A 12,735-nucleotide genomic window follows, 5' to 3' on the forward strand; every position below is an offset into this window, starting at 1 on the left:
TATGACTCTGGGTTGGAAGGTAGCGCTGTTAAATATCCTTAGAAACGGTCGACGCAGTATAATCACCCTTGCGGCGGTTATTTTTGGCTGTACCAGCTTGATTGTGTTCGGTGGTTTTGTTCAGTCCATGTACGATGGCATGCGTGAAAGCATGATTCGCTCGCAGCTAGGGCATATCCAGATTTATGCCGATGGCTACAACCAATATGGTAAAGCCGAGCCAGAAAAGTACCTGATTCCCTCTGCCAGCTTAGAGCAGATTACCCAGCTAATTGAAGAGAAGAGCCAGGCTTTGGTTGTTGCACCGCGACTGAATTTTAATGGTCTTCTGAGTGATGGGAAGCAGTCAATTGCAATATCGGGTATTGGTATCGATGCTGAAAAAGAGGTACTACTTTCCTCTGCAATCCATATTGTAGAAGGTGAAGATCTATTTCCTGAGGATGTTGCTGCTGCGCATTTGGGAGAGGGGTTGTTCAACTCCCTGGACGCTCAGGTAGGGGACTACCTAACATTGCTTGCAAGCACCCAGGATGGAGCAATAAATGCGGTAGACATTCAGATAGCCGGTGTGGTGACCACTGGCGTGAAGGAATTGGATGATCGCTTACTCAGAGTCAATTTGCCACTTGCGCAGGAATTACTTTATACCTCGGATCTAACCCGGCTGGTTGTATTGCTTGAAGAAACTGAACAAACCGATCTGGCTGTAGACGCCTTGCGTAAGGCATTTAAGCAACAGAATCTAGGGCTGGAATTAAGAAGCTGGTGGGACTTGGCGGCTTATTATCATCAGGTTGTTGGCCTATTTAATGGAGTGTTTGGTTTTATCACCGTAATTGTCCTGGTGATTGTAGCTCTAAGCATATCCAATACCATGTTGATGGCTGTGATGGAGCGCACCCGAGAGATCGGGACTATTCGAGCCATGGGCGGGACACCTACGCAGGTAGTTGGCTTAATTCTTTTAGAGTCTGTGTTTTTAGGTATTATCGGTAGCATCGTAGGATTGCTTATCGGAATTCTTGCGGCAAAGGGCATTACTTATGCCGAATGGATGATGCCGCGGCCGCCGGGTAGTACTCAGGATTACCCGATAAGGGTATTTGTGGTTAATGAAATTCTTATCAAAACCTTTGCCTTGGGTTTTTTGGTCTCCTTAATTTCTAGTGTTTATCCAGCAGTAAAGGCTTCCAGAATACCGGTAGTGAATGCGTTGAGATTCACTTGACGGTAATGCAATAGGTTTATAGGTGTAGGGTAAAAAGATGAAAAGAAGCCGTTTTATTTTTTTTGTTGGGTTTTTATTCTCCCTAGTCGTGCCAGCAGTGGCTGAGGTAACGGCTGAATCCCTGGTGAATCGATTAGATGAAGTTAGGGGGTATAAGGATCAAGGATTTGTTTTTAATATTACTAATATCAGCTATAAGAAAGATAAAGAACCTCGAACTAATACGCTCAGTGTTAAAGTGTTTAACGATAAGTCTTTGATTCACTTTGAATCTCCCGCTCGTGAAAAGGGGAGGGCCATGTTAAAGGAAGGTAACAATATGTGGCTCTATATTCCCGGAACTCGCCGAGTTATTCGTATTGCACCGTCTCAGCGGCTGATCGGGGAAACCAGTAATGGAGATGTTGTTGGGACTAATTTCTCCAGAGACTATCGTGCAGAAATTATTGGAGAAGAAACCCTCGAAGGGCAGGATTACTGGTTGTTGGAGTTAACTTCAACGGCTTCTGGTGTGGCTTATGCAAAAGTGAAAGTGTGGATGGAAAAGACAGAAGGAAACCCACCCTTTAAGAGTGAATTCTATTCCCGGTCAGATCGCCTACTGAAAACAGCTTTTTACAAAGAATATAAAACCTTTGGCGATGAATTGAAATTACATAAGCTCCTTCTCGTGGATGCCTTGTTGCAGGAAAACTACACCTGGATGAAATTCGATGATTACCATCTCAAGGAATTGGATCAGGCTATTTTCCAGAAGGCTTCATTGGGTAAGCTGAATTAATATAGAAAGACCATGGCGATGCCAAATTTAACCCTGCATAAACTGGCCATAATCTTAAGTGTCTCTGCCTCAGCTGCTTTAGCTAGTGCACAAGAGTATAAAGACCCTTTCTCTAATGAGCTCTCAGAAAGTTCTAAATCACAAGATCTTTCATCCAGTAATGGGGGAAGTGGTTATTATTGGAATTATGATATTTCCGCTATTGCCTATCAGCAGCAGAATAGCGTGCGGGAAGACCAGTATTTTAACCCTGGAAATCTACAATTTGGTGAAAGAGAATCTTTGCTAGCACTGGATTTCAGTAGTCAGTTTTTATCGGGGCCACACTTTTCTACTTTTACTCGCCTAGCCTTTATTCAAGACTATAAGGTGGATGACGGTGGCGCCTCTTCAGAAGAGTTCAATGCCTACTTATTGGAGGGCTACTTATCTTCGTACACATCTAACCGGAGACTGGGAATTAATATTGGCAGGATCAAACCTCAGTGGAGTAATGGTTACAATTGGTCCCCTGCCAACTTACTCAAGCCTGTCTATGACCGACCAAATCTGGATACAGATGATCTGACTCAACAACAGGGTTGGGATATGGCGCATCTGGATCTTCGCTACGGTGACTGGAACGCGGGTATCTACATTGCTGAAGTGGAAGATAATCTGGATCGGAAACTGGATCATCCGTTTGCTGACCACGAGTATCAATATGCATTGGTTCTGAATAGGGAGGGAGATCTGGATACCAGGTTGGTAGTACACCAGTTGGACGGTGGAGAACTGAATGCGGCCCTGGGTTTGAGTGCATTGGCACGTGATAATATTACTCTACGATTTGAGGGGGCCTGGGAACAGCAGCGCGAGCTGCCAGTGGTTAGTGATATCTCCTATGGAGGTCTACAGGAACACGGTTACCTAAAAGCAGTGCTAGGTGCTCAGATGAGCCTTAAAGGCGGCTGGGATATTACGGCAGAATATCTATACAACGAACATGGGTATGAGTCAGAAGAGTGGGACCAGGTTATCGAACAAGTGGATCTTGCCAAGCAAGGTTTACTGTCTGTTCAGGCGCCAGCTGCCTTTAATTTCCTGATTGATAGCTATGAGCTGTTATCGGTGGGGCAGTTGCGCCGGGAGTATTTGTTTTTTATGTGGGGTAACACCCGGATTGAACGCAAGTTTCAGTATCGTCAGAGTATTCAATATAACCTTGATGATCAGAGCCAGTATCATAACGTGGAATTAATCCAAAATTGGACAGAGCATTTCAGCACTCGACTTCAGGCCCAAGTGTTTAGTGGCTGTGAGAGTTGTGAGTTTGGTCTAATTCCGAATGAGCACTTGCTCCGCTTAAGTTTCTATTACGATTTTTAGTAATCTACTAATTGTTTATCTTCAACTAAAACAGTAAGAGGCTTTTGGGACTACTGATTGCTTCCAGCAAGGAAGTTTTCATATTTTTTTGCCTTCTCCAGGTTGCCGGATTCTCGATTAATGGAGATTAAAGCCCGAAGGATATCTATTGAGGAAGGGAATTGCTCAACCCCCTTCTCAAGCGTTGCCAGGGCTTGTGTAGAGTCGCCAGCGGAGTGTAGTGCGATCGCATAGACATATATATAGCGGCTATCAGTTTGTGTAGACTCAGCGGCCAGTTTGAGATAATCGATAGCCTCTGAGTAGCGTTTCTGTCGTATTAAAGATAGTCCTAAGGAGTGTTGTATTACTGCCTTCCTCTCGGCCTTATCCAGGGCATTTCGTAACACTTCTTCTGCACTTTTCTCTTTTCCCTTTATTCGATAAAGGTCTGCCAGATTGATGTATGCAGCTGTGTAATAGGGCGCTTTACTTATAGCTCGATGATAGAATACTTCTGCTTGCTGAGAGTTATCTCTCTGTTGATGTAGACCCGCCAAGTTGGATAAGGATTCTGGTCGATCACTGTTAAACAATTCTGAGGTTATATATTCCTGAAGTGCCAGAGAAAATTGCTGGCGAACCTGAGCAGGGTAATTTCCCAGGGGTAAGGTTGCTAGAGCATTGGCGGCCAAAGAGCGGGTGACGCGTTCTCGCTCGTAGAGTAGAGGTATTCCCAAGGCAGGTCGTAATTGCTCCGGTATTCTATCTAATGACTGTGCCAGTGCCAGACTGAGTAGTGGTTCATTGCTTTGTGCTATGGATTGCAATAATTGTACAGAATCGCGGCTGAGGTATTCCGCCAGAAAGGTTATAGCGGTTGCTCTAGCGATTGCTGGCTGTTCTCGGTCTAGGATCAATTTACTTAGTTTCTTCTCTGCATCCCATTCTCTTGTAAGGCCTGCGTGTAGAGCCTCGCCAAAGTGGTTTGTCTCTGCTGGGCCAAATCGCTTGCGCAGAACTTCAGCAGCCCACTGATTGCTTTGATTCTTATGGCAATTGATACAGGCATTTGGTGTTTTTAATTGATCTGAAAGGTCTGGACGGGGGATGCGAAAACTGTGATCGCGGCGGCTATCTACCTGCATAAAGTTCTTTGCTGGCATATGACAATTGATACATCGCGATCCGGGGCTGTTTATTGGGTGAAGATGATGATCGGTTTGAGCGAACTTCTCAGATAGATGGCACTGGGCACAAACCCCGTCGCCACTGCTACGTAACTGTAAACTATGGGGCTCATGACAATTGCTACAGGTGACGCCTGCGCTATACATTTTACTTTGTAAAAAAGAGCCATAGACATAGACTTCTTCGTTAATTTGACCATCCGCATGATAGAGGGGTGGTTGTAGCAGGGCGAGGTTATAGTGATCCAAAAATTTACTCCCAGCAGTTGCGCCAGGTGAGAATGTCGCGCGCCTGGAATGGCATTGTGCACAAGTTTGTATTTCTTTGGCGACCTTGGTTGATTTGCTTGAGGCTATGCCAGTTTCAAGGTTCATTTTCCACTGGTTTGTATTTATCCTCTGTAATTCATGAGTAAAGCCAAAATTTTGAAGGCTCTGTTGTTGATTCTGAGCCCATTCAAGATGCTTGGAGGCGGGCCCATGACAGGATTCACAAGCGATATTTATCTCAGACCAACTGGTTTGAAATGTATCGGTTTGAAGATCGTAATTTTTTTGTAGATTAGTAGAGTGGCAATCCGCACACATAAAGTTCCAGTTTTGATTAATCCCACTCCAGTGTAGGTAGTCTGTATGTTCGATCTTTTCATTCGGGTATAAATGGAACCAGCGTTGACCACCATCTACTGCTGGGCGGTTATCCCAAGCGATACTGAGCACCTGTAGCCTCCCGCCGGGAAATTGAATCAAGTATTGCTGGAGAGGAGTTACCCCAAAAGTGTATGAAATGGGGAATTTTTCTAGAATACCTTCAGTTCCTTCGGTCTCGATAAAAAAATTTCCTTTGCGCTTGTAAAAGGTTGTAGTTACTCCGCCGTGGTCAAAGGTGGTTCCATCGAAGTTGCCGAGGACAGTGTCTTCACTGGCTGGCATCATGGCTTGCGCGTGATGGGAGTCTTTCCAGGCAGTGCTTTCTTTTTGGTGGCAGTTTTGGCAGGATGCTGAACCGGTATATGTTGCGTGCTCTTTCTCCGAATGATTTATCTGATGAGTAGTGGTTAAGATAGATTCGTTTTCATCAGTTTTACCCATTTCGGATTTTTCATTGTTATGCCCGCCACATCCAGCTAGTGGTAATAGAGCGAGAACAATGAAAATTATGTAAATTTTTCCAGCTATATTTATCATATATTTAGTTTTATTGACTTTTCTGTTGGATTGATCTGGCTTTGACAAGCCAAGATTAGTTCATTGTGTGCCACTTCAAGCAATCCATGTTTACTTGAGTCTCTTAACCTAATGGCTTTCTCTCAAAGAAAATTGACAGTTTTTTGCTTGCTGCTTCTGATAAATATTTTCTTTTCCAGCACGGGTGTGAGTGCAGATCTTCCATCATGGAATAATACGTCAACAAAATCTGCCATCGTAAGTTTTGTAAAGAAAGTGACGCAAGAAGGCAGTTCCGACTTTGTTCCTCCAGAGCTACGTATTGCTGTATTCGATAACGATGGCACTTTGTGGGCGGAAAAGCCTGCTTACGTTCAGTTACTTTTTGCGATAGACGAGATTAAGCGATTGGCACCTGAGCACCCGAAGTGGCAGAAGGAGCAACCTTTTGCCTCCATTCTAAAAGAAGATTTTCATAGCTTATTGACCCTTGGCAAAGCGGATAGATTAAAAATAATCAGTACTACTCAAACAGGTATGACAGATACGGAATTTAATAGGGTTGTAAATTCCTGGCTTACTGACGCCAAAAACCCCCTTACGGGAAAGCCTTATCGAAATATGGTTTATCAGCCGATGCATGAATTGCTGGAGTACTTGCGCGCAAATGGTTTTAAAACCTATATATCTTCAGGTGGTGGAGTTGATTTCATTAGGGCACTCTCAATGAGCTTCTACGGCATCCCGCCGGAACAGGTAATTGGTAGCCGTTTTAAATTACGGTATGAAGATGATGATGGTCATCCTCAAATCATTACAACGGATAAACTTGACTTCGTGAATGATGGTGTAGGCAAGGCTATTGGCATAAGTCAGGTTATTGGGCTCCGTCCAATTTTTGTTGCTGGAAATTCAGACGGTGATTTACAGATGTTGGAGTGGTCTACTTCCGGTAAAGGGCCTCGTTTTGGCATGTTAATTCACCATACCGATAGTAAGAGGGAGTGGTCTTATGATAGTGGCTCTAAGGTAGGGCACCTGGATAAGGCTCTAAAAGCTGCCAAGCTCTATGGGTGGACGGTTGTAGATATGACAAAAGACTGGGCAGTGGTTTTTCCTCAGTCTAAAGTCACCACACCTGAAAAGGAAATATCTGAAACACCGGTTGAAGATGGTGGTTAACATCCATCTTTCATGCCCTTAAATTCATTGCCGCAAAAGCTTCTCTAATGAACGCTTTAAACAAGTTTGTCTAATCTTGTTGTATTACCCTTCCTAAAAAGCGTGAATTTACATCTATTGGCACCAGTAATTTTTAAAAGGGTTTTGTTGTCAATAGAGGTTTGTTTGTCGCTATATGCACTCTCTATAGATGTTAAATGATTTATGAGACCCAATATGTTTTCATCCACTCTGGTATTCCGTCGATTGTTCATGGGTGCAATTGTATTGTGTTTTTTGCAATGGCACGTTATTGCTCAGCCTCAGCCTCAGCCTCAGCCTCAGCCTCAGCCTCAGCCTCAGCCTCAGCCTCAGCCTCAGTTGGAGGGGCAGGGGCAAACTCAAGCCCCACCGGAGCTTCAAGCTCAGGACACCCCGCTTACAAAGCCCAATATCCTGGTAATTTGGGGGGATGATATCGGTATTTGGAATATCAGTTTTAATAGTCGAGGCATGATGGGTTATGCCACGCCCAACATTGATCGATTGGCTGTTGAGGGGCTGTCATTTACCGATTACTACGGCCAGCAATCTTGTACGGCCGGAAGGGCCGCTTTCCTGGCAGGTAATGTGCCAGTGCGTACTGGAATGACCAAAGTAGGGCTCCCAGGAGCTAAGGAAGGCTGGCAAAAGAGTGATGCGACAATTGCCACGGTTATGAAAAGCCTCGGTTATGTTACTGGTCAGTTTGGTAAGAATCACCAGGGTGACCGGAATGAACATCTGCCCACTAACCATGGGTTTGATGAGTTTTTCGGAAATCTCTACCATCTCAATGCTGAAGAAGAGCCAGAGAATCGCGATTACCCCAAAAATCCTGAATTCCGCAAAAAATTTGGCCCACGCGGAGTGATCAAGTCTTATGCGGGTGGTTCCATTGAGGATACAGGCCCGCTCACTAAAAAACGCATGGAGACAATTGATGATGAAACTCTAGCTGCAGCTATTGACTTTATAGAGCGTGCTCATCAGGCCGGAAAGCCTTTCTTTGTCTGGTGGAATGCTACTCGGATGCATTTTCGTACTCATGTGCGAGAGGAGCATAAAAATCTGGCTGGACCGAACAGCAACGAGTATATGGATGGCATGGTAGAGCATGACATCCTGGTGGGAAAATTACTGAGTTTACTCGATCGTCTGAAAATTGCTGACAATACGATTGTATTTTATTCCACCGATAATGGACCACACTTCAATACCTGGCCTGACGCGGCCACAACTCCCTTTCGCAGTGAAAAGAACTCCAACTGGGAGGGGGCTTATCGGGTACCGGCTTTTGTTCGCTGGCCTGGAAAATTTCCAGCTGGCACTACCCTAACAGGCATCGTTTCCCATGAAGACTGGCTGCCAACACTGGCTGCCGCCGGCGGAAACCCTAATATCAAAGAGCAACTAAAGCAGGGGGTAGAATTGAACGGTCGCCGCTATCGCAACTATGTCGATGGTTATAACATGTTGGATTACTTTTCTGGTAAGGCCAAATTGTCACCACGAAAGGAATTTATATATGTTAATGATGATGGTCAAATAGTCGCTATGCGTTACGAGCCATGGAAAGCCATTTTCCTAGAGAATCGTGGTAAAGGTTTTGAAGTCTGGCGCGAACCTTTTACTGAACTGCGTATTCCCTTACTGTTTAATTTACGTCAGGATCCTTTCGAAAAAGCACAACATAGCTCCAATACCTATAATGATTGGTTTATTGATCGTGCATTTGTATTGGTTCCTATGCAGCAGCTCGCTGCCAAGTTCCTGAGCACCATGAAGGAATACCCCCCCAGTCAAGTTCCCGGCTCTTTCAATTTGGAAAAGGTACAAAAACAGCTAGAGGCTGGAGCTTCGGGTAGTAACTGAATTTTCATAGGGCGCTAAATTAGGTCACAGGGCATGAAAAGGTGATGAATTACTCTCTAAACAGAGAGGGAGGGTAGGAAGCTCAGGTCTATAGTAATCGCTTTAAGTCAAGTAAAGCACATAGGTGATTTTTCCTGGATGCACTTTGATGCGTAGCAATAAGCTGTTGTAATTAACAACGCTCTGGTTTGATACAAATTGTCATTCAGGTTTAGGGGTGTCAATTATAGTTGCTGTAGTTTTAAAGGTAACCTAATGATTTTGCCCTTAATCTAAAACAAGGCGTTTCCCCAAAGTTTGAATAGTGTTCAATTCTTAAAGTTAAAAAGTTATTTTAAGTTATCTTTCCCCTTGTTTCGGTTCTATCGTACCTTATCTGCCTGATCAAAAGTTAAATTAGCTTACTTCCTTTATATGCCTGTATAGTGTCTCAGGCGCCTTATCGGCGTCTCTGTATTTGAAATTTACAAATGGAATTTGGTGATATGTATAAATTTATAGTATTCATCGCTTCAGCGGCTCTTTGGTTGCCCTTACAATCAAAGGGCGCTGATAGTGCTCCACAACAAGCAAAACTTTTGTTTGAACAGGCCGTTTCCTCAGATACTGTTCCTGGTATTAGCGTGGCCGTTGGCGATACTAATGGCACTCAGTGGGCTAAAGGATTTGGGTATTCAGATCTTGAGTCTAAAGTTCCTATGACCAAAAAAACAAAACTCCGTATTGGAAGCGTTTCTAAGGTGATTACTGCGGCTGCTTTGATGCGTCTGGTAGAGCAGGGAGTTTTAAATTTGGATTCAGAGGTAAGACTTTTGGTGCCAGACTGGCCTGAAACCCACCCAGCGATAAGCTTGCGCCAGTTAACCAATCACACTTCTGGAATTCGTGACTACATTATTCCGCATGAGTTTCTCTCGAATGTGCAATACAACAACACTTTAGAAGCTTTGAATATTTTTAAAAATGACCCTTTGCTTTTTGTTCCCGGTTCGGATCAGAGTTATTCTACTTATAATTGGACTCTTCTGAGTGCGGCAATGGAGTCAGCAAAAGGGGAAACCTTTAAGGAGATAGTTAGTACTGAAGTTTTTGAACCTCTAGGATTGAAGAGAACTACCTTTGATGATGCGGCACCAATTATCCCAAGTAGACAGGGCGCTTATTCTTTTTTTACAGGTGTGCTTATAAATTCTCCAGAGGTGAATAGTAGCTATAAGTATGCTGGCGGTGGAATATTATCCACGCCAAAAGATGTGGTGAAATTTGCGCTTTCTCATCTGAAGCCTGGTTTTCTGCAGGAGGAATCCATTTCTGAGCTATTTACTAACTCTAAACTTTCAGATGGAACAGAAACCAATATTGGTATTGGTTGGTTTCTTGGGGGGCAAGATTTCTTAGCTGGATATAATTCGGAAGAGTATGCGGATATAAGGCGTATTCTCGAAGTACACCCTAATTTGCTATACCACACGGGGCTAAGTATAGGAAGTACAAGTGTGCTTATACTTTGTCCTGAACACCAGCGGGCAGTGACTGTTATAAAGAATGTGGACTTGGAATCCAGTGCGGATCTGGTTGCCCTTGCTCTAAAGACCCTAGATCTCTTTCATAGTAATGAGCAAGTAAAATAGAAGACTCAACTCTCTGCGTGTACCTTAAGCCGGCCTCGTAGTCTCTGGATTGCGAGGTATCCCCGATCCTGAGTTGAAATTAATTGCTGTTTACCCGGTATTGTATTTATATACAGTATTTGATAGGTTTGTAGTAGATGGAGTGCTGACCTGTGGAGATTTTGAGTTTAAGAATGAATTTTTAGTCATTGCTACCATGCATCTTTTAGCTCTGCAGTTATTGCATCCCATTGAGAGATGGTTCTATCTAATGCCTTTTTGTCTTCTGTAGAGTTGTTTTAAGTTTGATTGATTTTCTAAATGTACCAATTGGAGGGTTTTATGCCACATGTAACAATTACAACAGTTAAAGAGCTAGTTGATGAGCGTGTGAAGAAGGAGTTGCTGCAAAAAATCAGTGATATTATGGTGGAGGTCGAAGGCGGCGGAGATGAGAGTTTTAGGCAGCATGTGTGGGTTTCTTTAGACTTGGTTGAGGCAGAAAACTGGTCGTTAGGTGGGCAAATCTTAACGAAAGAGATGGCCTTGCAAATCAAAGAGAAAGCAGATTCTAGCAGAGCATTGTAGAGTATTTCCTCCTGATACTTTTACACTGGGCTTAAAATAAGCTTAATGTGAAAAATGGGATGGCACTGTCCACACCATATTTTTAATTCCTGACTATAGATTATTGGAAATGGGATTAACGAGATGATCAAAGCGATAGATATCGGTATTCCTAATGCCCTCGCTTTCAGGGTATCTGATTCAATTACTGAAAGTGATGTTTCCGAGACTTTGGCTCAAGCAAAGTCGCTTGGTGAGAAGTATAAGAGGATCACTATCTATGAGGAAATTGAGTCATTTAAGGGGCTTGAGTTCTCGGCAGTGCTAGAAAAATTGAAATACTTGGTTAATGTTGGTATTTCTAATATCTCTGCGGCAGCCATTCTGACGGATAAGCAATGGCTACAAAAGATTGTGAAGGCTGAAGATAAGATATTTAGGAATATAGATATCCAGTGCTTCCCTTTGGAACAGCGTGACGAGGCGGTTCAATTTCTCAACCGTTACAGGCCAGAAAAACTCGATTAACTCAGCAAGAGGTAGTTGTGGAATTTTTCTTCGGTTTGGGGCTCAAAGCAAGGAAATTACTACAGGGAAGTAGCTACCCTTAGCTTTAAGGTGAACCCCTTTAGTTGTTCATCCATGCACTTAGCTGTGTATTGGAATACAAGTAACATCAATAATTGATAAAAATGAGGTAGTTATGGTCGTTGAACAAATTCCCGGCTTTGATCTGGTGGGGCTCTGCGCAAGAACAAAGAATGAGAATGAGGCGGATGCCTCTACTGCGCAAATAGCCCCCCTGTGGGAGAAGTTTAGTACCGAGGCAGCTCCCAAGTTTACGGGAGCTCCCCAGATTTATGGGGTTTATACCAACTATGAGTCAGACCATAGCGGGTTGTTTGATATCTATGCTTGCTCAGATCTGCTTTCAACAGATATGTCCGAAGATTTCAAGCCGATACATGTGCAATCGGGTAAGTATCTGGTGTTTTCCGCCCAGGGAGAAATGCCGCAGACGGTTATCGACTTATGGGGTGAGATATGGAATTACTTTTCCTCACCGGATTGTCCTCATCAAAGAGCCTACACCACAGACTTTGAACATTACCTGAGCCCAAATGAGATAAGAGTTGCCATTTCAATCAAATAGTGGCCTTGGGGCTCCTAAGAAGACTGTGCCTACAGTTTCAGGGCCCCTCTATCTTGCTTCGCTTCTACAAAGAGCTTTTGCCGAAAGGCTTTCTGATGGTTGAAAAATGATCGCCAGCTTTACCGAAACTTCAAGACGCTCAGATAGACAGCATGGTCACTATGGACATGTTCCTGCGCCAAAATAGACAGTACTACTATTGCTGTTTCTGTTTGCTTGTGCGCTAGGTGCTGGTTGGTGACATCCTATTTCCCACCTCTTCGATACTTTGTCTTTGTAGGTACCGATTCTTCCTCCCTCAAGCTTTCTAACCACATTTTCCTAACTTCCCCCTGAGAATTCCCATGAAACTATGGGGCTTGGAGGGAAATACAGATGGGCAGTACACTTCTCCTCACAGGCTTTGCAGTTGTTTATTTTTTACTCTCTTTGCCCCTGGAGTCGTTTAGTCTCACCCCTGAGAGCATCGGTAAAAAGCAAGCTAGCATGATTAAAAGGCACTTATCTTGATCCCAAGGTACAGAGGGTAGGCCTTGTTAAAGTCCATAACACTAGATAGTCTTTAAGCCCCCATGGACTGGCGGGTCTGTGCAAATTAATGGCTCCCTTTGCAT

10 protein-coding genes are annotated in these 12,735 nt (G+C 43.8%); 9 read left to right on the top strand and 1 reads right to left on the bottom strand.

Annotated features, from left to right (window positions below; genetic code table 11):
* Position 1 precedes the first annotated feature (1 nt).
* Genes MJO52_RS08710 through MJO52_RS08720 form a run of 3 tightly spaced genes read left to right on the top strand, consistent with a single transcriptional unit; the run spans position 2 to position 3,380 of the window.
* Positions 2-1,231, top strand: coding sequence for an ABC transporter permease (locus MJO52_RS08710; protein WP_252085547.1), 1,230 nt, complete (start codon positions 2-4; stop codon positions 1,229-1,231).
* A gap of 37 nt (positions 1,232-1,268) precedes the next feature.
* Entirely contained in the window at positions 1,269-2,012 is a 744-nt protein-coding gene (locus MJO52_RS08715) for an outer membrane lipoprotein-sorting protein (RefSeq protein WP_252085548.1), read from the top strand.
* 12 nt (positions 2,013-2,024) lie between these two features.
* Positions 2,025-3,380, top strand: coding sequence for a hypothetical protein (locus tag MJO52_RS08720; protein ID WP_252085549.1), 1,356 nt, complete (start codon positions 2,025-2,027; stop codon positions 3,378-3,380).
* Positions 3,381-3,430: 50 nt separating this feature from the next.
* On the opposite strand, the gene MJO52_RS08725 is transcribed toward MJO52_RS08720, so the two are convergent.
* On the bottom strand, positions 3,431-5,641 hold the full coding sequence (locus tag MJO52_RS08725) for a multiheme c-type cytochrome (protein WP_252085550.1): 2,211 nt from the start codon (positions 5,639-5,641) through the stop codon (positions 3,431-3,433).
* 207 nt (positions 5,642-5,848) lie between these two features.
* Between MJO52_RS08725 and MJO52_RS08730 the strand changes: the two genes are divergently transcribed.
* From MJO52_RS08730 to MJO52_RS08755, 6 genes are all read left to right on the top strand, one after another.
* Positions 5,849-6,898 carry an HAD family hydrolase gene (locus MJO52_RS08730; protein ID WP_252085551.1) on the top strand — a complete coding sequence of 350 codons (1,050 nt, stop codon included), beginning with the start codon at positions 5,849-5,851 and terminating at the stop codon, positions 6,896-6,898.
* A 216-nt stretch (positions 6,899-7,114) separates the two neighbouring features.
* On the top strand, positions 7,115-8,791 hold the full coding sequence (locus MJO52_RS08735; protein ID WP_252085552.1) for an arylsulfatase: 1,677 nt from the start codon (positions 7,115-7,117) through the stop codon (positions 8,789-8,791).
* Between the two features lie 470 nt (positions 8,792-9,261).
* Positions 9,262-10,422: a serine hydrolase domain-containing protein gene (locus MJO52_RS08740; RefSeq protein ID WP_252085553.1), complete on the top strand. Its 1,161-nt coding sequence runs from the start codon at positions 9,262-9,264 to the stop codon at positions 10,420-10,422.
* Between the two features lie 321 nt (positions 10,423-10,743).
* Positions 10,744-10,989, top strand: a complete 246-nt coding sequence (locus MJO52_RS08745) for a tautomerase family protein (RefSeq protein WP_252085554.1) — start codon at positions 10,744-10,746, stop codon at positions 10,987-10,989.
* A 123-nt stretch (positions 10,990-11,112) separates the two neighbouring features.
* Positions 11,113-11,496, top strand: a complete 384-nt coding sequence (locus MJO52_RS08750; RefSeq protein ID WP_252085555.1) for an STAS/SEC14 domain-containing protein — start codon at positions 11,113-11,115, stop codon at positions 11,494-11,496.
* A 175-nt stretch (positions 11,497-11,671) separates the two neighbouring features.
* The gene (locus MJO52_RS08755; RefSeq protein ID WP_252085556.1) at positions 11,672-12,121 is read left to right on the top strand and encodes a GyrI-like domain-containing protein; all 450 of its coding nucleotides are present in this window, start codon (positions 11,672-11,674) and stop codon (positions 12,119-12,121) included.
* The last annotated feature ends 614 nt before the right edge of the window (positions 12,122-12,735 follow it).

The sequence above is a fragment of the Microbulbifer variabilis genome, from assembly GCF_023716485.1.
GTDB classification, from domain to species: Bacteria; Pseudomonadota; Gammaproteobacteria; order Pseudomonadales; family Cellvibrionaceae; genus Microbulbifer; species Microbulbifer variabilis_B.